General features: G+C 58.7%; 17 protein-coding genes and 1 pseudogene. 8 read left to right on the top strand and 10 right to left on the bottom strand.

The window, feature by feature from the left end; translation table 11 throughout:
• Window positions 1-6 precede the first annotated feature (6 nt).
• From uraH to ACTRWH_RS05415, 5 genes are all read right to left on the bottom strand, one after another.
• Window positions 7-360, bottom strand: a complete 354-nt coding sequence (gene uraH / locus ACTRWH_RS05435) for a hydroxyisourate hydrolase (RefSeq protein ID WP_075195336.1) — start codon at window positions 358-360, stop codon at window positions 7-9.
• A gap of 76 nt (window positions 361-436) precedes the next feature.
• Window positions 437-1,195, bottom strand: coding sequence for an outer membrane protein OmpK (locus ACTRWH_RS05430; RefSeq protein WP_085681759.1), 759 nt, complete (start codon window positions 1,193-1,195; stop codon window positions 437-439).
• Window positions 1,196-1,261: 66 nt separating this feature from the next.
• Entirely contained in the window at window positions 1,262-2,638 is a 1,377-nt protein-coding gene (locus ACTRWH_RS05425; protein ID WP_369810916.1) for an NCS2 family permease, read from the bottom strand.
• Between the two features lie 232 nt (window positions 2,639-2,870).
• Window positions 2,871-4,172: a guanine deaminase gene (gene guaD / locus ACTRWH_RS05420; RefSeq protein WP_462826050.1), complete on the bottom strand. Its 1,302-nt coding sequence runs from the start codon at window positions 4,170-4,172 to the stop codon at window positions 2,871-2,873.
• 190 nt (window positions 4,173-4,362) lie between these two features.
• On the bottom strand, window positions 4,363-5,052 hold the full coding sequence (locus tag ACTRWH_RS05415) for a TetR/AcrR family transcriptional regulator (protein WP_075195340.1): 690 nt from the start codon (window positions 5,050-5,052) through the stop codon (window positions 4,363-4,365).
• 280 nt (window positions 5,053-5,332) lie between these two features.
• Here ACTRWH_RS05415 and xdhA point away from each other — a divergent pair, with 280 nt between their 5' ends.
• From xdhA to ACTRWH_RS05375, 8 genes are all read left to right on the top strand, one after another.
• Window positions 5,333-6,892, top strand: coding sequence for a xanthine dehydrogenase small subunit (xdhA, locus tag ACTRWH_RS05410; protein ID WP_126810695.1), 1,560 nt, complete (start codon window positions 5,333-5,335; stop codon window positions 6,890-6,892).
• The gene (gene xdhB / locus ACTRWH_RS05405; RefSeq protein ID WP_228210328.1) at window positions 6,885-9,251 is read left to right on the top strand and encodes a xanthine dehydrogenase molybdopterin binding subunit; all 2,367 of its coding nucleotides are present in this window, start codon (window positions 6,885-6,887) and stop codon (window positions 9,249-9,251) included. Before xdhA ends, xdhB begins: the two co-directional genes overlap by 8 nt.
• Window positions 9,236-10,114 carry a xanthine dehydrogenase accessory protein XdhC gene (gene xdhC / locus ACTRWH_RS05400; RefSeq protein WP_075195343.1) on the top strand — a complete coding sequence of 293 codons (879 nt, stop codon included), beginning with the start codon at window positions 9,236-9,238 and terminating at the stop codon, window positions 10,112-10,114. Before xdhB ends, xdhC begins: the two co-directional genes overlap by 16 nt.
• A 172-nt stretch (window positions 10,115-10,286) precedes the next feature.
• Entirely contained in the window at window positions 10,287-11,642 is a 1,356-nt protein-coding gene (locus ACTRWH_RS05395) for an 8-oxoguanine deaminase (protein WP_228210327.1), read from the top strand.
• A 70-nt stretch (window positions 11,643-11,712) separates the two neighbouring features.
• Window positions 11,713-13,110 (top strand): solute carrier family 23 protein, encoded by a 1,398-nt coding sequence (locus tag ACTRWH_RS05390; protein WP_462826049.1) that lies wholly within the window; start codon window positions 11,713-11,715, stop codon window positions 13,108-13,110.
• Window positions 13,111-13,171: 61 nt separating this feature from the next.
• Window positions 13,172-13,591: a GlcG/HbpS family heme-binding protein gene (locus ACTRWH_RS05385; protein WP_085681764.1), complete on the top strand. Its 420-nt coding sequence runs from the start codon at window positions 13,172-13,174 to the stop codon at window positions 13,589-13,591.
• A gap of 48 nt (window positions 13,592-13,639) precedes the next feature.
• Entirely contained in the window at window positions 13,640-15,562 is a 1,923-nt protein-coding gene (locus tag ACTRWH_RS05380; RefSeq protein ID WP_126810699.1) for a methyl-accepting chemotaxis protein, read from the top strand.
• A 67-nt stretch (window positions 15,563-15,629) separates the two neighbouring features.
• The gene (locus ACTRWH_RS05375; RefSeq protein WP_126810700.1) at window positions 15,630-16,442 is read left to right on the top strand and encodes a substrate-binding periplasmic protein; all 813 of its coding nucleotides are present in this window, start codon (window positions 15,630-15,632) and stop codon (window positions 16,440-16,442) included.
• A 41-nt stretch (window positions 16,443-16,483) separates the two neighbouring features.
• On the opposite strand, the gene ACTRWH_RS05370 is transcribed toward ACTRWH_RS05375, so the two are convergent.
• The 5 genes and pseudogenes from ACTRWH_RS05370 to ACTRWH_RS05350 form a co-directional block, all read right to left on the bottom strand.
• Entirely contained in the window at window positions 16,484-17,086 is a 603-nt protein-coding gene (locus tag ACTRWH_RS05370; protein ID WP_036202760.1) for a hypothetical protein, read from the bottom strand.
• Between the two features lie 117 nt (window positions 17,087-17,203).
• Entirely contained in the window at window positions 17,204-18,025 is an 822-nt protein-coding gene (locus tag ACTRWH_RS05365) for an alpha/beta fold hydrolase (RefSeq protein WP_462826048.1), read from the bottom strand.
• A 36-nt stretch (window positions 18,026-18,061) separates the two neighbouring features.
• Complete coding sequence (locus tag ACTRWH_RS05360) at window positions 18,062-19,138, bottom strand: alpha/beta hydrolase family protein (protein WP_462826047.1); 1,077 nt, start codon at window positions 19,136-19,138, stop codon at window positions 18,062-18,064.
• A gap of 25 nt (window positions 19,139-19,163) precedes the next feature.
• A complete protein-coding gene (locus tag ACTRWH_RS05355) occupies window positions 19,164-20,162 on the bottom strand; it encodes an oligopeptide/dipeptide ABC transporter ATP-binding protein (protein ID WP_462826067.1) in 999 nt (332 codons plus the stop codon).
• A 51-nt stretch (window positions 20,163-20,213) separates the two neighbouring features.
• A pseudogene (locus ACTRWH_RS05350) lies at window positions 20,214-21,188 on the bottom strand (ABC transporter ATP-binding protein); the annotation flags it as partial.
• Window position 21,189 lies beyond the last annotated feature (1 nt).

Genomic DNA, 21,189 nt, shown 5'->3' with positions numbered 1-21,189 from the left:
CTCGACTCAGCTACCGCGGTAGGTGGAGTAGCTATAGGGAGAAAGCAGGAGGGGCACATGAAAGTGCTGGGAGGCGTCAGCCACGCCGAAACGCAATGGGATAACATCGAGAAAGCGCGGTTCGTCAGCCTCTACGCCCTGGCGCCGGAGGTAGTCTCCAGCGTGAAAGACCAGCTCGAACTGGCCCTCGGTAAAGGCCTCACCTTCAAGTATCGGGGCATCGCAACGGCCATCATCATTAGTGGTGACTTCTTTCAGCAAGGTGCGCGATTCACCCTCCAGTCGGTAAACCTCGATACGAATACCCTGTCCGGGGCGTCCCAGCGAAGTATCCAGTACGTGTGTGGTAAGGCGTCCCATAAAGTTCTCCTGTCATGTGATGGCAGCTGGACCGCTGAAACCAGCGGCCCAATGGATCCGATGATGATAGCGCGGGTCAGAAGTGGAACTTGACCAGTGCGCTAACAGCGTTCTCCGTATCTATGTTTGGGCTACCGAATTTATTACGCCAGTACGAGTACTCTATACCGGCATACAACACGCCAGCCTCTCCCGTGAAATGACCAAGGTCGAGTTTGAACTGCGGGTTGATGTGCAAGTCTGCACTCTGAGCACCGCTTACCCCCGATGAATAGTCGATAAAACCGTCAAAGAGAAACGCCGCGCTGCCCAGTTCGAACGGCACCCCCCATGTTACGGTCAGCTGCCAGTCGTCCGGCGTGTCGAACGCGGTGTTGTTTTCAACATAGTAGGCATTGGTGTTGAAGTATTGGAATCCAGGGATGTCCCAGCCCAATCCAAGACCGTACATGTAGTTGTTCGCCTCTACCCCACCATCGAACTCATACTGGGTTGCCAGGTAGACGTCATTAACCGGCCCGAAGCCCAGATCCTGGCCGCTTAGCCAACTCAGGCTCAGCCGGGGCGCGAACTCCCCATAGGTGGAGTCAGCGTTACCGGAATCCCCCTGAACCTGATAGCGGTCAATGAAGAAGAACGTATCCCCCCAGTTGTGGGCGGTCACGTTTTCAAAGGTAAACACGGTCGCAGACTCTTTTTGAGAGCCAAAGATTTCATAGTCATCGCTATAAAGCAGCGACACACTGGAACTGCCGAAGAACTTTTCAGCGTGAACAACCGGAACAAACGCGGTGAAAACGCACGCCGCCAGCAGGATTTTTTGCAACAGTTTCATTTTTACTACCTCTCGTTTTGTTGTTTTGGGGTAAAACCTCGGGTTCGGGTCAACCGAGTGCCTTGATCACAGGAAGGCGAACTTGGCGATGAAGATGACACAGAGAACATACAGGCTTACGGATACTTTCTTCCTCTGCCCGGTAAGCAGCTTCAACGTGGCATAGGTAACGAAGCCCAGCGCAATGCCATTGGCGATGGAGAAGGTCAGCGGCATCATCACCACAGTAATGATGGCCGGAATGGTGTCGGTGATGTCCTTCCAGTCGATGTGGGCCATTCCACTCATCATCAGCATAGCGACGTATATCAGTGCGCCTGAGGTCGCGTAGGCCGGGATCATTCCCGCAAGAGGTGCAAAGAAGGTTGCCAGCAGGAATAGCACGCCGACAGTGACTGCCGTCAGACCAGTGCGACCACCCGCGGCTACGCCTGAAGCGCTTTCAACGTAGCTGGTTACCGGCGGGCAACCCACAAATGAGCCCAGGACACTGGATGTACTGTCCGCTTTGAGGGATTTGGAAAGGTTTTCTATCTTGCCGTTCTCGTCAACCAGGTTTGCACGATGAGCCACCCCCATCAGTGTTCCCGCGGTGTCGAACATGTTCACGAAGAGAAACGCGAGCACAACGCTGATCATTCCCACGTTCAACGCGCCCGCAATATCCATCGCCAGCCAGGTTGGCGCCAGGCTGGGAGGGAGCGACACAACACCGCCATACTCCACAAGCCCCATACTCCAGCCGATCCCCGTTACAATGAGCATGCTCAACAGGATGGCGCCAAACACATTGCGGTGGCTAAGCACCGCGATCAGCAAAAAGCAGATGGCGGCCAGTAGTGCCGAAGGCTCACCAAAAGACCCCATCGTCACCAGCGTCGCGGGGCTGTCGACGACAATGCCCGCCGTCTTCAGGCCAATGAGCCCGAGAAACAGACCAACCCCTGCCCCCATGGCAAAACGCAGGCTCATCGGAATGCTGTTAAGCAGCCATTCGCGGATTCGCGAGAGGCTCATAATCATAAACAGGATGCCGGAGAGGAAGACCGCGCCAAGGGCAACCTGCCAGGTGTAACCCATTTCACCAACGACGGTGTAGGTAAAAAACGCGTTGAGCCCCATGCCCGGCGCCAGTCCCACCGGCCAGTTGGCGTAGAACCCCATGAGCAGGCAGCCAAGTGCCGCCCCCAGACAGGTGGCGACGAACGCAGCACCATGATCAAGGCCGGCCGCAGCCATAACATTGGGATTAACGAAGATAATGTAGGCCATGGTTACGAAGGTGGTCAGGCCTGCTATCAGCTCAATCTTGACTGAGCTTCCATGCTGACGGAGCTTGAAAATGCGCTCGAGCCAGTCCGTTCTCGCTAACGCTCCGAGCGAGCGCTTCTGCTGATCGATGTTTTCCACAAGGTATTCCTCATCATTGTTGTTTTCTATCACCCAGAGCAGAGCCCTTGAGGCAGGTGATGGCTGGTTTGCCATATCGGCATTTCCTGACTTATCGGTCAGGAACCACAACTCCGATTATGCTTTTGTATACAACAATTGCAACAAAATTCTTATAACGATTGTGCACAAGAAAAAAGAAGGACCCGAAGAGGCGTGGTAGAAAGATTCTGGACCGAGGGTGGGCGTGCCCATCAGCGGCAACGGGCAGCCCACCAGTGGCACGCTATCGGCGGTGAACGGACATGCCCGCGCTGAAGGTTTCCTTCACCACGCGGTCATCGCCAAGAATCATGAGGGCAAACAGTGTTTCCTCGAGGCTTTTGGATTGCTTCAGGCGGTAACTGATCAGCGGCGTGGCTTCGTAATCCAGCACAACAAAGTCCGCTTCTTTCCCGGCCTGCAGGCTGCCAATCCTGTCATCCAGGTAGAGGGACCGGGCTCCGCCGAGCGTTGCAAGGTAAAAGGCTTTGAAAGGATCCAGTTTCTGCCCCTGCAGCTGCAACACCTTGTACGCCTCGTTAAGGCTTTGAAGCTGGGAAAAGCTGGTACCCGCCCCTACATCCGTGCCCAGGCCAACGCGAACCCCATGGGACTCCAGGTGCGCCAGGTCGAGCAAACCACTGCCAAGGAAGAGGTTCGACGTCGGGCAAAAGGCAACCGCAGAGCCAGTGTCGCCCAGCCGCCTGCACTCGTCGTCATGCAGGTGAACACCGTGTGCAAACACTGACCGTTCACCAATCAGGCCATGGTGGTCGTATACATCAAGGTAACCATCTCGCTCAGGAAACAGCTCTTTAACCCACTCAATCTCCTGTCGGTTCTCGGAAATGTGGGTGTGCATGTACAAGCCCGGGAATTCCTTGAAGAGCTTACCCGCCAGCTCGAGTTGCTCATCGGAGCTCGTCGGCGCAAATCGGGGCGTCACCGCATAGGACAAACGGCCCTTTCCGTGCCAACGCTCAATAAGCTCCTTGCTGTCCGCATAACCGGATTCCGCTGTATCCACCAAATAGTCAGGCGCGCAACGGTCCATCAACACCTTGCCCGCAATCATCCGCAGGTTCAGCTTGGAGGCATGTTCGAAAAAGGCATCCACCGACTGCTTATGGACGGTTCCGAAGACCAGGGCCGTCGTTGTCCCGTTTCTCAACAGTTCACGGAGGAAGATCTCAGCCTGGGCATGAGCGTGCCGTGAATCATCAAACTGTCCCTCGCAGGGAAAGGTGTAGGTTTCCAGCCAGTCCAGCAACTGGGCGCCATAGGAGCCGATGATTCCCACCTGCGGATAATGGATATGGGTATCGACGAAGCCCGGGGTTATCAGGGCATCCTCGTAGTGGACGACCTCGATACCAGGAGACAGTGTTGGCAACAGGCTCTCCGCCGCGCCTATCTCGACGACCGTGCCGTCCTCGACCACTAACAGGCCATCTTCAAAATACTCGTAGGAACGTTCCGCACCCACCACGCCCGGGTCGGCGATGCAGTGGAAAACAGAGGCACGGTAGGCTTTGCGCTGGGACATGGTCACTCTCGTCAGTCTTGTTGTCGCATTGGTATTGTTGGCGACGATTGGATTGCGTGTCTCAGGGAAATTTAAACAGGATTGGTAGCCTGGTCAATAAAAAACTGACCAATAAGTCAGGAAATTTTCAAGACCGAACTCCATCGAAGGCATACGACGGGCGTTATGCCAGGCATTCCGGAGTCAGGCGTTAAGGCTCGGCGAGGCCACAACCGCGCAGGATGACAGACGTCAAGAAATCCGCAGCGTGCTGAAAGTCACTTTCGGTGTATTCGCTCTTGTCCTCAATCGCGAGGATCTGGACCTGGAAGTCAGCGTAGTGTTGCGTGGATGACCAGATCAGGAGGATGAGTTGCACCGGATCAACGGGCGCCATTCGCCCCGCGTCGATCCACTGCTGAATCACACCCGCTCGCGCCTGCACCCACTCACGCATGGTCGTAGACAGATGGTCCTTGAGGACCGGCGCCCCCTGAATAATTTCCAGCGCAAACAGGCGCGATGCCAGGGGGTGGGTCCTGGATAGCTCTACCTTGGCGTGAATAAAACTGGCCAGGGTCGTGGCGGGGTCATCTTCTGGCTGTATCTTCGAGAACATCTCGTTCCACCGCCCCATGATGTCATCCATCAACGCGTAGTAGATGCGTTTTTTATTGCTGAAATAGTAAAGCACGTTGGATTTCGGCAGCCCCGCCCTGTCCGCAATCTTCTGAACGGTGGTTGCCCCGAAGCCGTTCTGGGAAAACTCCTTTTCCGCGGCCATCAGAATACGCTCACGATTGCGCTCACGGATTCGGCCCGGACGCACTTTCTTGCGCTTGCTGCCTGATGACGTTGTTCGCTTCGTTTCGGGGGAGTCTGGTTCGATTTGACGGGTCATGGTGTCGAGTAGCTTCAGGTTGGAACGTCGAGGCTCCGACGATAGCCGATCTCTGTGCGGCAATCAAAGGAATAGTCTTTACACAAAAAACTGGACTATTTGGTCAGGAAATTGTAAAAAGAATAACGGGCCCATGTGACTTTTGGCATCCGTGATGCGGCATCGCCTGTGCAACTACTGAAATCAATCAAGGGCTTACGCCAATGACTCTGATGCTCAGTCTTAAACAAAGAGAAAAGCAGAAAGAGACAGGCGCAAGTGCAGAAGAGCGGGAAAATTTGTGATCAGATTCTACTTGAACGGCCAACTACAAAAACTCAACCAAGTCGACCCGAATCTAAGCATCCTCGACTGGCTGCGCACCAGGAAGCGACTGACAGGCACCAAGGAAGGCTGCGCATCGGGTGACTGCGGGGCTTGCACCGTGGTGATCGGATCGCCCGACCCTGAGCAGTCCGGGCAACTCCGCTACGACAGCGTGAACAGCTGCATCGCGCTCGTCGGAAGCCTGCATGGCAAACATCTGGTGACCGTCGACGCGCTAACCCAGGAGCCAGCTCACCCGGTACAGAAGGAGATGGTGGAGTGTCACGGAGCCCAGTGCGGCTTCTGCACACCAGGCATCATCATGTCGCTGTTTGCCCTGCATACAGAAAGCGCAGCGAACGGTTCCGTGCCCGACGACGACGCCTTATTGGAGGCGCTGTCCGGCAACCTTTGCCGCTGCACGGGTTACCGGCCAATCATCGAGGCCGGGCGTCGGGCTTGCGTGCAAACGTGGGAACCCGGCACCGGTAACGCGGTTCTGAGCCGAAGCAGTGCGCTCAGCGGCCCGGATGGCGCGGCTCCGAACAACCCCGCGCCGGGCCTTAGCGGCATAGCCTGGCTGCAGAACCCCGAAATGATCGCCGACCTGTTAAGCGTACAGAATACGGCTGGCGAACTCACCGACGATCACGGCTACCGATACGATGCGCCAGCCACTCTGGACGCGCTTCGTGGACTATGCCGTCAGTTTCCCAAGGCAAGGTTGATTGCCGGCGGCACCGACCTGTCCCTTGAAATCACCCAACAGCTCAAAGACCTTGATCACCTGATCGGTCTGAGTGGCATCAAGGAGCTACAGGAGATCCACGAGGACGAAGACGGGATCTATCTCGGAGCCGGAGTGACCTACCGCGCCATGTTCCATAAGCTCGAGGAGCGTTGGCCGCACTTCGGGCCGATGCTGGAGCGCCTGGGTTCACGCCAGATCCGCAACCGCGGGACTGTTGGGGGCAATATCGGGAACGCTTCGCCAATCGGCGACATGCCGCCCGCACTGATTGCGCTGGGCGCAGAGCTCGACCTGGACAGCGTTGATGGCACCCGGCGCCTGCGCCTTGAGGACTTCTTCCACGGCTACAAGCAGACCGACCTCCAGCCTCACGAATTCATTCGGGGCACCTGGATCCCCAACCCGGCACCTGACGAAAAGCTGTTCATCTATAAAGTCTCCAAGCGCATTGATGACGACATTTCGGCAGTGCTGGGCGCCTTTTGGCTCAAGCGCGACGGCGAAACAATCAAGGACTGCCGACTGGCCTTTGGCGGGATGGCGGCAACGCCAAAGCGGGCCAGTGGTGCTGAAGCGGCGCTTCGAGGCCAGCCCTGGAATGCAGACACGGTTGCGGCCGCCATTGCCGCACTGGAACTCGAATTTGAACCCATGACAGACGTGCGGGGGTCCGCAGCCTATCGCCTGCAAGTAGCCGGCAACCTGCTGCGCCGCGCGTTTTTGGAGAGCACTCAAGACACCACAACAACAAACCAGCCCCTCATGGTGACTGACTATGCGTAAACTACCTCCCAATATTCCGCGGCCCACCACAACGGCGAAAGGGCTGACAGGCACCCAGGCATTTCATGACAGTGCCTGGAAGCACGTTCGTGGACAGGCCCGCTATATAGACGACCTCCCCGAGCCCGCAGAACTCCTGCACGCGGCCGTCGGCCAGAGTACGCACGCCCACGCCCGTATCACCGCCATGGATCTCAGCGAGGTTTGGGCCTACCCCGGCGTGGTTTCGGTCATGACCGTCGAGGACGTGCCCGGCCATACCGACATCGGGCCGGTCTTTCCTGGCGATCCGGTTCTGGCCGGAGATGTGGTCGAACATGTGGGCCAGCCGCTGTTTGCCGTTGCGGCAACGAGTCATCGCGCCGCCCGCCAGGCGGCCCGACTTGCGAAAGTCAGCTATGAGCCCCTTCCTGCCGCGTTGACCGCGGAGGCCGCGCTTGATCAGCAGTTGTTCGTGCGCCCCAGTCATACCCAGCTGAGGGGCGACCCGGATAAAGCGCTTGCCGAAGCGCCGAATCGCCTACAGGCCCAGATGCACGTTGGCGGACAGGAGCATTTCTACCTGGAAGGACAGGCGTGCCTGGTAGAGCCTACCGAAGACGCGGGCGTGTTTGTTCATACCTCCAGCCAGCACCCCTCCGAGGTGCAAAAGCTGGTGGCCGAAGTCCTTGACCTCCCCATTCATGAAGTCCAGGTGGAAGTACGGCGCATGGGTGGCGGCTTCGGCGGCAAGGAAACCCAGGCCGCACCGCTGGCCTGTATCTCGGCCCTGCTTGCCCGACGCACCGGGCGGCCCGTTAAATACCGGATGGCGCGCTACGACGACATGGTACAAACGGGCAAGCGACACGACTTTTTCAACACCTATGACATTGGGTTCGACAACGAGGGTGTGCTGCGGGGGGCCGACATCATAGTGGCTGGACGCTGTGGCTTTTCGCCCGACCTGTCCGATGCCATCGTCGACCGCGCCATGTTTCATTCCGACAACGCCTATAGCCTGGGGCAGGCGCGTGTTGTTGGCCACCGCTGCAAAACCCATACGGTTTCCAATACCGCCTTCCGAGGCTTCGGTGGCCCCCAGGGCATGATGATCATTGAGCGGGCAATGGACGATATCGCCCGCCATCTCGGCATGGACCCGCTGGATGTGCGCAAGCGCAACCTGTACGGACCTGGCCGTGATGTAACCCACTATGGTCAAATCGTCGAGCAGCACGTTTTACCGGACCTGATCGACACGCTCGAGGCCAGCTCGGACTACCGTCAGCGTCGTACCGAGATTTCCAGGTTCAACAAAGAAAACTCGATCCTGAAACGGGGTTTGGCCCTGACACCGGTGAAGTTCGGCATTTCATTCACGGCCAAGCACCTCAACCAGGCCGGCGCACTGGTGCACGTTTACACCGATGGCAGCATTCACCTCAATCACGGCGGCACCGAAATGGGCCAGGGGCTTTACATCAAGGTAGCCCAGGTCGTAGCCGCGGCCTTCCAGGTAGACCTGGACCGGGTAAAAGTGTCCGCGACCCGGACCGACAAGGTGCCCAACACCTCACCAACGGCTGCCTCCTCGGGCACTGACCTGAACGGCATGGCTGCCCTGGATGCCTGCGAGAAAATCAAGCAGCGCCTGGTCGAGTTTGCCGCCGAAACCTACGGCGTGAGCGCGGACTCGGTACGGTTTGAAAACAACCAGGTCAATGTCGGTGAGCAGCAGTTCGGCTGGGCGGAGTTCGTGCAGCAGGCTTACATGGCGCGGGTTTCGCTGTCTTCCAACGGGTTCTACAGTACACCCAAGATTCACTATGACCGAGAAACCGGTCAAGGCCGGCCCTTCCTGTATTACGCCAACGGGGCTGCCTGCGCAGAGGTGGTGGTTGATACCCTCACCGGAGAGTACAAGACCATGCGGGTGGACATCCTTCACGACGTGGGGCAGTCGCTGAATCCGGCCGTGGACATTGGCCAGATTGAAGGCGGCTTTGTTCAGGGCATGGGCTGGCTCACCACCGAAGAGTTGGTATACAGCGACGAAGGCCGACTGTTGTCCAACGGCCCGGCGACCTACAAAATCCCGGCTGTGTCAGACGCGCCACCGGATTTCCGGGTGGCCCTGCTGCCTCACAGCCCCAACCGGGAAGCCACCGTATTCCGCTCAAAGGCTGTGGGCGAACCGCCACTCATGCTGGGCATGGCAGTATGGTCTGCCCTGCGTGACGCTGTTTCGAGCGTGGCGGACTATCGCTACAGCCCGCCCCTGGACACGCCTGCGACACCAGAGCGGGTGCTCCAGGCTGTCACAGCAACCGAGCGCTGGGTAGCAGCGCAGGGGGAACCGTCATGCAAGAACGCCTGACCTGGATCCAAGCCGTTGCTGACTGCGAGCGTCGCGGTCAGCCCTATGTTTTGGTCACGGTACTGGGCGTAACAGGCTCGGTACCACGGGAGCCGGCCAGTAAGATGGTCGTCACCCGGGAACACAGCTACGACACCATCGGCGGCGGCCACCTGGAATACCGGGTGATCGCCCGCGCCCGCGAGCGCCTGGCAAACCACGAATACAGCTACGAGCTGGCGCACTTCCCTCTGGGTGCCAGCCTTGGACAATGCTGTGGTGGTAGCGTGGCGGTCCTGCTGGAGGCCCAGTCCGGCGGCGATGCCCGCCTTGTGGTCTTTGGTGCGGGTCACGTCAGCCATGCCCTGATGCGTATCGTGGGTGATTTGCCCTGGCAGATCACCTGGGTCGACTCCCGGCAGGAATGTTTTCCGGACAGGACGCCCGACAACACCACGGTTCATTGCACCGACGACCCGGTTGGGGACGTTCCCGAACTGTGCAGCAACGCCCATGTACTGATTCTGACCCACAACCACGCACTGGATTATGACCTCTGCCAGGCGCTGCTGAAACGGGATGATGTGCGCACGATTGGCCTGATCGGTTCGCAAACCAAGGCGGAGCGTTTTCGCCAACGCCTTGCTCACCGCGGGTATACCGAAGCCGATATCGACCGCATCCGGTGCCCCGTCGGGCGCAGTGACATCCCGGGTAAGCGGCCCATGGAAGTCGCGGTGTCCATTTCCGCCGAGCTTCTTAGCCTGGTCGCTTCCGACACGGCCGAGAAACCATCAAAACGAGGCCTCTCCTGGGGGGCTCTCAAAGCGCTTACGAAAGAAGTTAAGCCTAACGAGGTTGAAGTCGCGGGCCAGAAAACGTAACCCAGCAGACAACCTGACATCGCTGCTAATCCCCGGGCCGGCGCCCGTTTGAGCGCTGGCCCGGTAAATACCCTGTCATTAAAAGTTCAATTTGCTCACAATTTTTCTTGACAAGTAATACATATTTGTACGAAGTTATCGGTCATAATGTATACAACGAAGAGCTGTAGGAATGACCGAAACAGACCACAGATTATGGATTCACAATCCGCTTGCCTGCTCTGACCCAGGCGCAGCCGGCGGTATTGTCGTCACGGGAACAAGAATTGTGGAAAAAGTGGCCAGGGGGCAGCAACCTCACCAGCCCGTTAACGAGACCTTTGATGCTTCCGGGCATGTCCTGTTACCCGGCTTGGTAAATACCCACCATCACTTCTACCAAACCCTGACCCGAGCCTATTCCCCCGCGCTCAATAAAGAGTTATTTCCCTGGCTGACCACGCTTTACGATGTCTGGGCCAATCTCAACGACAGCCAGATGGCCCTGGCCAGCGAGTTGGCGATGGTCGAGCTGCTGATGTCGGGATGCACCACCGTAGCGGACCATCATTACGTCTTTTCCGGTGCCTTGGTAAACGCGATTGACTGCCAGGTCGAAACCGCCCAGCGCCTCGGCGTTCGAGCGGCACTGACTCGCGGGTCCATGAGCGTCGGGCGCGACGATGGCGGTCTGCCGCCACAGACCGTGGTGCAGGACGAGCAAACCATTGTCGATGACAGCCAGCGTCTTATCGACCGTTACCACCAGCGTGCTGAAGGGGCCATGACCACCATCGCCCTGGCGCCTTGTTCACCGTTTTCAGTCAGCCGGGCATTGATGCGCGAGAGCGCGCGGCTTGCAGAGAACAACGACGTTCGCCTCCACACCCATCTTGCCGAAACCGAAGATGAGACCGCTTACTGCCAGAAGCTGTTTGGCATGCGCCCGCTGGATTATCTCGAGGACAGTGGCTGGCTCACCGATCGCACGTGGCTGGCCCATGGCATTCATTTCAATGACGACGAAATTCAGCGCCTTGGCCGTGCAGGCACGGGCATCGCTCACTGTCCCTCGTCAAACATGGTTCTGGGCTCAGGGCTGTGCCGGACCCTGGAACTCGAAGCGGCGGGCTCACCGGTCGGATTGGCGGTCGATGGATCAGCATCGAGCGACCACTCGAACCTTGCCTCGGAAATGCGTCAGGCACTGCTTCTGGGCCGCCTGCGTTACTCGCCGAGCCAGGTAACACACGAAGCCGTCATCCGCTGGGCAACGCAAGGCTCGGCCCGTTGCCTGGGACGAACCGATATCGGTGGACTGGAGCCAGGCCAGCAGGCTGACCTGGCGCTGTTCAAACTTGATGAGCCGCGTTTCTCAGGCGCGGAGAATCCACTGGCGGCGTTGCTGCTGTGTGGTGCACAACGCGCTGACCGGGTCATGGTCGCCGGGCGCTGGAGAGTGACCGGCGGCCTGCCCTGCGACGTCGATCTTGACGCGTTGATGGCACGCCATGATGAAGCAGCCCGCCAACTAAGGAGAGCTATTTAGAAAATCTTTGTAGAGCTATTGGTAGTCAACAGTCAGGCATTCCTACAAAAACAACACCTAGGAGAGACTCATGACAACAAGTACATCCGAACGGCCAGATACCGGTCCAGGTGACCGTTATAGCACCCGCGACGTTAATTCCATGCCGCCCTTGCGCCGTGCGATACCGCTGGGCATTCAACATGTTCTGGCGATGTTCGTTAGCAACGTGACCGTGCCAATCATCATCGCCGGGGCGGCGGACCTGCCTCCCGATCAGACGGCTTTTATGGTTCAGGCCGCGATGTTTGTCGCTGGCATCGCTACTCTGTTGCAGTCCCTGGGCCTGGGGCCCATCGGTGCTCGCCTTCCTATTGTTATGGGGACCAGCTTCGGATTCGTACCGGTCCTGATTCCCATAGCCATCGGCATGGGGTTGCCCGCCGCCCTTGGAGCAGCGTTGTGCGGTGGCGTCGCGATGGCGCTAATGGGGTTGTTTCTTCCCTGGTTCCGGTTTTTGTTCCCGCCAGTGGTGACTGGAACCTTTGTCGTGATGCTGGGCATTCTGTTGATGCCCGTTGGTCTTGCCTACGCCGGTGGTGGTTTCGGCGTGTCGGATTTCGGCGCCCCCCATCACATCGGACTGGCCTCGCTTGTTCTCGTCGTCACCGTGGGGCTTCACCAGTTCGGCCGAGGTATCTGGAGTGAAGTTGCCCCACTGGCCGGTTTGCTGGTTGGCTTCGTTGCTGCCGCGGCTTTTGGCTATGTCGATTTCTCCAAGGTGGGCGATGCCGACTGGGTGACGTTCCCCACCCCGCTGGGCATTGGTATCGAGTTCCATATGGCCGCCATCATCCCCGTGGTGGTGCTGTCGCTGGTCACCGTGGCCGAATCCATCGGCGATATAGTGGGCACCACCGCGGGCGGGCTGAACCGTGAACCCACCAAGAAGGAACTCTCCGGCGGCGTCATGGCCGATGGCATCGCGAGCGTGTTTGCCGCTGTTTTCAATGCGTTCCCCCAGATCAGTTTCAGCCAGAACGTAGGCATGGTTGCATTGACGGGCGTCGTTAGCCGCTATGTGGTGGCGATTGGCGGCGGATTCCTGGTGTTGGCCGGCCTGTTGCCAAAGCTCGGCGGTCTCGTTTCCAGTATTCCTAACGCGGTGCTCGGCGGTGCGGTACTGCTGATGTTCGGTATGATCGCCAGTGCCGGCATTAAGATGCTCAGCCAGGTGCCGTTCGACAAGCGCAACATGCTGATCATTGGCACCTCGCTGACCATCGCGGTGGGTTTTCCGGCGCAAGAAGGGCTCTATGCCAACCTGTCCGAAAACCTGCAAGCGATGATCGAATCCGGTTTGATCCCCGGGGCCATTACCGCCATCGCGCTGAACCTTATTCTTCCCAAAATCCCAAACCCGGTGCCCGATAGCTCTGAATGCCCTGAAAGCTCCAAGAGCACGGAAATGAGGCCGGACTCACTTTGAATATCTGGGTGATTGAGGGCCGGACGGCCATGTTTCCCAGCGATAAACCAAGGATAACTCGATGAAAACAAAACCAGTGCTAGGCTTAACAGACGTCAATCTGATTCTCGACGCGGCTCAGAAGGAGGCCGACGCCAACGGCTGGCCGGTGACCATCGCGGTAGCGGACGATGGCGGCCATGTCCTGGGGCTGCGTCGGCTGGACGCAACGGCGCCATTCACCGCGCATGTCGCCATGGAAAAGGCCCGTAGCGCCGCCATGGGCCGAAAAGAGACACAGATTTTCGAAGACATGATCAACAATGGGCGAAATGCTTTTCTTTCAGCACCGCTCCAGGGGCTTCTCGCCGGCGGCGTGCCGGTGATCCTGGACGATCAGGTGGCCGGAAGCGTGGGAGTCTCCGGCGTCAAACCCGATCAGGATGTGCGGATAGCCAAGGCTGGCATTGAGGCGATCACCTCACCCGTGAATCGCCTTTGAAAAGTGGATTGCCCCATTAACCACTGAAGCCATCGCACTGGAGTATCCATGAGCATTCGCCTAAAGCTAATCATCGGCATGGGGGCAGCACTGCTTGCCAGCACGTTGCTGTTGGTTTCCCTTAATATCGTCCAGATGCGCGGGCTTCTTGATCGATACCTGCTCAACTCCGCCCTGCCATCCAGCCTGGAGGCCATAGCAAATTCCGTTGAGCGTGACCTCCAGGCGCCTATTACAGCGTCACGGCTGATCGCGGGGAACAGCTACCTCAAAGAGTGGATAGGCGACAACGAACCACAGCAGGGGCTCGCCCCCGCCACCCGGTATCTCGAGGGGGTCAGACGTAGCCAGGAGGCCGCCTCCGCACACTTCGTGTCGGTAAACACGGGCAACTACTACACCCATCAGGGCATCGACAGGGTGGTGACTCCCCAGGCGGACCGCTGGTTCTATAATTTCCTGGAAAGCGGCGAGACGATGGAGCTATCGCTGGACGTGGACAAAGCGACGGGTAAACCTACCCTCTTCATCAATGCCCGCATGGAGGATGGCGGCGAGGCTATCGCAGTAACCGGCGTTGGAATCGGGCTTGATCAGATGGCTGAGCGAATCAGGGAATTCCGCTTTGGTGAAACCGGTATCGTTTACCTCGTGTCTGAAACCGGCCAGGTCAACATTCATCCTGACCTGCAGCAGACAGATCAGCCCCTATCGAAGGTTATTTCTCCAACAGCCGCCGCCGAACTGTTGAAAGACCCGACATACCATCTGACCGAGTTTGATCGTGATGGCCGTCGCTTCATCGCCGCCAGCCTGCCTCTGTCGATCACGGACTGGCGTGTCGTTGTAGAGGTTCCGTCTACCGAGATCTACGGCGAAGCCAGCCGGGCCAACCAGACCTCCTTGCTCGTCGGCGTCCTCGTGGCTCTTGTTTTCCTCGGCATCATAGCTTTGGTCGCCACTCGCATGACGAAGCCACTGACGAAAATCACTCGGGCGTTGACCGAAATTGCCAAGGGTGGCGGCGATCTCACCCAGGAACTGGCGGTTGAACGCAAAGACGAGCTGGGCCAATTGGCGACCGGGTTTAACCAGTTTGTCGGGGCACAACGAGAGATGGTTCGGGGTCTTTTGGAGACGGCAATCCGGCTCAAGGCCTTTGTCGATCAAACCTCCACCGTGATGACGGCCAACACCGACCGGGCCAAGGAACAAAGCAGCCTGACGGACTCCGTCGCCACGGCGGTGTGCGAGATGGAAGCCACGGTTCAGGAGATTGCCAAAAGCGCCACGGAAACGGCAAACCAGCTGGAGCAGGTCGGCAACAGCGCCAGTGACATTCGTGAAGGCATGTCGCGTTCCATCGCCCAGGTCGAGGGAATGGCGAATAACATCCGCGAATCGGCCTCGGCGATCCAGCAGTTGGCTACCGAAGCGCGGGATATTGGCCAGGTGATCGAAGTGATCAATGCCATATCCGATCAGACCAATCTACTGGCTTTGAACGCAGCGATCGAAGCAGCCCGGGCCGGTGAACATGGGCGCGGGTTCTCGGTGGTCGCTGACGAAGTTCGCAGCCTTGCACAGAAGACGCAATCATCTACCAAGCAAATTCGAACCATTATCGAGCGTTTGCAGGAGGGCTCCGAGCGTGCGGTCGAGACGATGGCCACAAGCGAGAAAGCCACCGAAGAAACCGTCAGTACCTCCGCCAGCATGGGCAAAGCCCTGGATGGAATCGGCGAGAACGTGGACCGGATTGTAGAGATGAGCCACCAGGTGGCTGCAGCAACCGAAGAACAGAGCTCCGTCACCGAGGAGATCAGCTCAAACGTTCAGGACATCTCTCATCTCAGTGCACGTTCGAGTGAGGACATGACGGCAGCCAGCCGTGAAATTGAAGAATTACGTGCGATGGCGGAAAAGCTTGAAGCTCAAATGAAAGCGTTCCGGCTCGACCGTGAAGACTGACTTAATGAAGAAAAGATTCGGGCGCTATACAGCTCATCCAACAACGACTAACTAGAGGGAGCCATCAGTGAAACAGATATTCGCCGCCTGCCTGCTGTTTGCCTTGACCGCCCAGGCAACTGCGCAGACATACGTGGTTGGAGTAGAACAGGGAAACTTCCTGCCCCATTACGGGGTTGACGAACAAGGCCAATACAATGGCTTCGCCCGTGAACTACTGGACCTTTTCGCCGAACATGCCGGTGTAACCTTCATCTATAAACCCTTGCCGGTCGATGAATTGATGCCGGCCCTCGTCGAAGGCGAGGTGGACTTCAAGTACCCGGATCATCCCGACTGGGCCCGTTCGGCAAAAACCGAGGACAGGATCAGCTACAGCCGCCCCATCGTGGAATATGTTGACGGCGTTCTGGTGTCTCCGCGGCGACTCGGCCTGGATGGGGACCACCTCAAACGCATCGGCCTTGTCGATGGCTGGACGGCCCGGGGATACGAGGAAAAGATCGAAGCCTCACAGATACTTCCGGTGCCCAGCGACAGCCTGCCCGAAATGATTCACCAGGCGTTGCTGAAGAACAGCGACGGCGCTTACTACAACGTGGTGGTCGCCCTGCACCACATCAACAATGTTCGGGTAAGACCGGGCGTTCTCGTGTTCGACCCCAACCTCCCGCATACCCGAAGCTCCTACCGGCTTTCAACGATCAGGCATGGGGATTTGCTGCCACGCTTCGACAGTTTCCTTGATGAGCGCCACGAACAGGTCGCGGCGATCAAGGCCAAGCATCGGGTAGAGGCCAACATTGGCACCGAGTACTTTGGCATGGAGCAATGGAAAGTGGACTTTCTCAAACGGCAAAAGGCGAAAAACACTCAGTGACACTGACCCTCTCGCCGTATTCTGGCCCGAACTGATCACGGCTACTGAGGGCACAGCTCCGTTTCCAGCCAACGGCGCACTTCATGCCGGTGACGCCTGCGGTTGAGCTGTTCACTGTGGATATCGCGGGGGAAAATTTCCGATGCACCGTCATGTCTTAGCCAGAAACGCCGGCGTACACCCACGGCATAGCGGCTGGGGCCGTGAACCACTGCGGCCCGAATTTCTACAGCAGTAACATCCTCGAACAGGTAGTCGCTGTCACTGTCGCTATCGTCACTTCGGCGGCCCAGGATGATGTTGCGGAACGACCCCAGCACCAGGTAGCCACCTGGCTGCAGCGGCCCCTGCCGCAGAACCTGGTGTACATTGCTGTCGTCTGCCCCAACCCGGCGATACTCGGTAACGGTCAGGGTTCTCTCTTCACCGCTACGGGTTTGCAGCACCACCTGCACACACTGCACATGGATGGTTTCCTTGCCCATATTCACCAGCAGACACAGGGCGTCCGGGTTTTCGTTCTGGGCATGGTGAATAACCATATAGGGGCGGTTATTGCGCTGGTACTGGATCAGGAACAACTGAAAATAGACGATCCAGATAACCGCCATGACGGCGCTGCTGATGGGGCTTATGTATTCCATTTGCTCTCCTAGTTCAGTCGCTGTATCCCTTCGCATGTTCTATCGCGACACCGGAATTTCAAGCCCGGTGTCTCGACAGGTTAGCTGATTCTGGAACAACGACTGGGAGGCAAGCCCCTATGCCCCCGCGATCAGGAACTCCTTTAACACCGTGTTATACCAACGTGCATTCTCCATATAGGGCGCGTGCCCCAAGCCGGCCAGTTCCACATGCCGCACATCCGGTATCCGGTCCAGCAACGGCTGCGCTTTGGCCAATGGCGCCACCTTGTCCTCATCGCAGGTAATGACCAGCGTGGGCGCCTGGATTCTGGTCAGCTCGGGTTGCAGGTCTTCGGTCTGTATCGCCCAGGCGGCGTTGGCAACGCCTTCTGAACGGGACTCCGCAGCAACTCGAGCCACTTTCCGGAAAATACGCTCGTCGGTGCCCGCCGGTAGCATGCCTTTTGCCCGCCGTTCACCGTAGACCTCCGGTGGAAGGTCCCGGAGCTCTTCAAGCCGGCGCCGATAGCGCTCGTTGGCGCCACCACTCTGCCCCAGACCATGCCCGGGATGGGTGCAGGACAGCACCAGCCGCTTGACCAGTTGCGGTTCAAGTACCGCCATCTTCATGGCCACCAGCCCCCCCATGGAATGGCCAACCACGTTGATGGGCCCTGGCCATACCCGTTTTGCAAACGCGATCGCCACGCGGGCGAGCGCCTCGACCGTATTGCCAGCGGCGTCCGATTTGCCATAGCCGGGCGCATCCCAGGCGACCATTTTCATGTCCGGCGCCAGCTCACTGAACTGGTCCTGCCAACTGGACGCATTGCCGTTGAGGCCATGAAGGAAGAGCACCGGTTCACCGTCGCCACTTTCCAGAAAGCTGACCCAACCGTGGTCCAGATTGACCCCGAATCGCGGAGCCGCTCCTTGTGTACTGCGTGCATCGTTCATGTGGGAACTCACTCTGTGTAGCGTGTCCTGGATCAATCAGTCCATGTCCGCAAACGGGTCGTCTTCCGCTCCGGAGCCCTGGAGTAACTCGTTCTTTTCCTGTGTCTCACTGCCACCGTCGCTGTCGGAATCGTCATCCAACGGGAACAGTGCCCGTTCCTTCTCACCCGCCAGCAGGTATCGGGCGCCGGCTACCGACATCTTCTGGCCGCTGTGGCCGATGCCGTAGACGGTTTCCAGTTCCCAGTTGAATTCCGTACCCAGTTCTTCCGCCTTGGCCTTGTTCGCGGCGTAGAAGTTCTTGCCCTTCTCCAGGCGGTGGGCACCCTGGGCGATGGCGATATCCAGCTTGCTGAGCAGGCGGTGTGAGGGGTCGTTGTCGGCAGTGCCGAGCATAACGACGAGGTGATGCGCATAGGAGGGCTTGAGATCGTCTTCCTCAACACCGGTATTCTTGAGCCCGTAGCGCAACGGCAGGGTCCAGTCCGGGAAGGTGTAGGTGCCGGAGTTGGCGGCCACGGCGGTGCCAATCCGGGCCTGCGGGTAGAGCATCACCATGCGGGTGACAAACTGGGCACCGCTGCCGTGGCCCCAGATGTCGTATTCGGTGGCCTCCAGCGCGAAGGCGTCCCGCAGCTTGTCGAACGCCCGCTCCAGAGCGGCGAAAGAGGACTGCTCTGGCGGGTTCCTCTGCCCCTTGGTTTCGTCCACCGAGGACGAATCCGGCGTGACCCAGTTACCGGTCTGGTAGCCCCAGCCGGTCGGGTAGTCGTCGTCCGATATTTCCGGGGCCACAATCAGCACATCGTATTCATTGGCGTAGGCGCCCCAGTAATCCCGGTACACATCGGCATCACGGCGGCCGCCATGCATTACCATCATCACCGGCGTATCGGCGGTCAGTTCGTCCGGGCGCGTGTACCACAGCCGCATGTCCACGGGCTTTTCCGGGGTGCCGGCCTCGACCACGATCGAGCTGTAGCGCTCGAAGGTTTCCGGGTCAAAAAGGTCGGATTCACTGTCTTCCGAATACGCGACAGGTTCGGTTGTGACTGCCTGACAGCCCGCCAGCAGCGAGAAAAGCGCGGCTAAAAAAATGGCGATCATCTTCATGGCGCAAATTCCTTCCTATTGTTGTTTATGGATGCTTTGCCTGATGGCTGAAAGTCCGTGCCTTCCAGCATTTCACAAAGGTGGTATCGATGATTTCCGGTTTGGGAACCTCTTCCCGGCACTGCTGTTCCGCGACAGGACAGCGGGGATGGAACGGGCAGCCGGATGGCCGGTTCATCGGGTTCGGAAACTCGCCGGACAAACCGGGCGCTGGCATGCTCAGGTCCGGTGAGATGCTGAGCGCGGAGTCCAGCAACGCGCTGGTGTACGGATGCTTGGGGTTGGACAACACCTGGCTACGTTCCCCGCACTCCACGATCTCCCCGAGGTACATCACCGCCACCCGGTCGGCCATGTGCTGAACAACAGAGAGGTCGTGGGTGACGAACAGGTACGTCAGGTCCAGTTCATCCCGCAAATCGAGCAGCAGGTTCAGGATCTGTGCCTGCACCGACACGTCCAGTGCGGACGTGGGCTCGTCACAGATGACGATCTCCGGGTCCATGATCAGGGCGCGGCCAATCGCCGCCCGCTGGCGCTGCCCACCGGACAGCTGGTCCGGGTAGCTGTTGAACACGCGCCGTGGCAGGCCCACGTGCTCCATCATTTTGTGGACCTTGGCGAGCTGTTCGGCTTTGGTGCCCATACAGTTGACGACAAGGGGTCGCCCGATAATGTCGCCAATGGTCTTGCGGGGATTCAACGAGGAATACGGGTCCTGGAAGATCGGTTGAATCATGCGGGCACGCTGACCGGCCGGCAGGGTACTGATCTCGTGCTGGCCCAGGCTAACGGAACCGGTATCCGGTTGCTGCAGCCCCATGATGGTTCGCGACAGGGTGGTCTTGCCACATCCGGATTCACCGACCAGCGCCAGTACCTCGCCCTTGCGGATATCCAGGCTGATACTATCGAGTGCTTTCAATGACTTGCGCTTGCCGAACAACCCACGACGTACCGAGAAGGTACAGCTCACGCTGTCGACCGTCAGCACCGTGTCACCCGGCGTTTTCGGAAGCTCCACCGCGACTTCGTTGGCGGCTTCTTCAGACCCGAACGAAGCCTGGTTTCGCGTTGCGTCCGGATCGTGACAGACGTAGGTGCGCCCTGGCCCCAGCTGCTTTCTCGGTGGCAGGTCAATCTTGCAGGCGTCCACGGCTCTCGGGCAGCGGGAGGCAAAGGCGCATCCCCTAATGGTGCCGGTCATGGAGGGGACAATGCCCGGAATCGAGCCCAACCGGTGGGCATCGTTGCCGCGATAACCCGGCACACACTCCAGCAGGCCCTGGGTATAGGGATGCTGAGGATTCTTGAGCACCTCTTCCGCGGTGCCGGTTTCCACAATGTCGCCGGCGTACATCACCGCGATCTTGTCGGCTGAACGGGAGACCACACCCAGGTCATGGGTGATCAGGATCATCGACATGCCCAGTTCTTTCTGCAGATCCTGCAACAGGTACAGGATCTGTGCCTGGATGGTCACATCCAGTGCGGTGGTGGGCTCGTCGGCAATCAGCAATTCCGGCTCATTCATTAGCGCCATGGCGATCATCACCCGCTGGCGCTGGCCACCCGAGAGCTCGTGGGGGTATTGCTTCAACCGACTGGCCGGGTCAGGCAGGCCCACTTTCTCCAAAAGGTAAATGGCACGTTGCTCGGCCTCGGCCCTGGACACATTGCGGTGCAGGGTCATGGTTTCAGTCAGTTGGCGTCCGATGGAGTACACCGGGTTCAGGCTGGTCATGGGTTCCTGGAAGATCATGCCAATGCGCTGGCCGCGCACCTTGGTGGCCAGTTCCCGTTCACCGGAATGGGTCAGGTCGCTGCCATCAAAATTGATGCAGGCGGCAGCGCGCCTGGCGGAAGGCGGCAGCAAATTCATGATCGCCAGCGCGGTCATGGACTTTCCGGAACCGGATTCGCCGACAATACCCAGAGTCTCGCCGCGCTTGAGGTCCAGGCTGATGCCCCTCACCGCTTTCAGTGTGGCGGAGTCCGTGGGGATCTCGACGGACAGGTCCTGGATATCCAGGATGGAAGCCGTGGTCATA

Source organism: Marinobacter sp. G5_S1_61_S3 (assembly GCF_054968585.1).
Note: the sequence above shows the minus strand (reverse complement) of the source record. Positions and strands in the feature narration are given on the sequence as shown.

What these genes read in the sequence shown, in the direction of transcription:
- ACTRWH_RS05365 (WP_462826048.1), bottom strand. Translation starts at nt 18,025, where the DNA reads ATGAACGATGCACGCAGTACACAAGGAGCGGCTCCGCGATTCGGGGTC.
- ACTRWH_RS05415 (WP_075195340.1), bottom strand. Translation starts at nt 5,052, where the DNA reads ATGACCCGTCAAATCGAACCAGACTCCCCCGAAACGAAGCGAACAACG.
- ACTRWH_RS05380 (WP_126810699.1), top strand. Translation starts at nt 13,640, where the DNA reads ATGAGCATTCGCCTAAAGCTAATCATCGGCATGGGGGCAGCACTGCTT.
- ACTRWH_RS05390 (WP_462826049.1), top strand. Translation starts at nt 11,713, where the DNA reads ATGACAACAAGTACATCCGAACGGCCAGATACCGGTCCAGGTGACCGT.
- ACTRWH_RS05395 (WP_228210327.1), top strand. Translation starts at nt 10,287, where the DNA reads ATGACCGAAACAGACCACAGATTATGGATTCACAATCCGCTTGCCTGC.
- uraH (WP_075195336.1), bottom strand. Translation starts at nt 360, where the DNA reads ATGGGACGCCTTACCACACACGTACTGGATACTTCGCTGGGACGCCCC.
- xdhC (WP_075195343.1), top strand. Translation starts at nt 9,236, where the DNA reads ATGCAAGAACGCCTGACCTGGATCCAAGCCGTTGCTGACTGCGAGCGT.
- ACTRWH_RS05430 (WP_085681759.1), bottom strand. Translation starts at nt 1,195, where the DNA reads ATGAAACTGTTGCAAAAAATCCTGCTGGCGGCGTGCGTTTTCACCGCG.
- ACTRWH_RS05370 (WP_036202760.1), bottom strand. Translation starts at nt 17,086, where the DNA reads ATGGAATACATAAGCCCCATCAGCAGCGCCGTCATGGCGGTTATCTGG.
- ACTRWH_RS05385 (WP_085681764.1), top strand. Translation starts at nt 13,172, where the DNA reads ATGAAAACAAAACCAGTGCTAGGCTTAACAGACGTCAATCTGATTCTC.
- xdhB (WP_228210328.1), top strand. Translation starts at nt 6,885, where the DNA reads ATGCGTAAACTACCTCCCAATATTCCGCGGCCCACCACAACGGCGAAA.
- guaD (WP_462826050.1), bottom strand. Translation starts at nt 4,172, where the DNA reads ATGTCCCAGCGCAAAGCCTACCGTGCCTCTGTTTTCCACTGCATCGCC.
- ACTRWH_RS05360 (WP_462826047.1), bottom strand. Translation starts at nt 19,138, where the DNA reads ATGAAGATGATCGCCATTTTTTTAGCCGCGCTTTTCTCGCTGCTGGCG.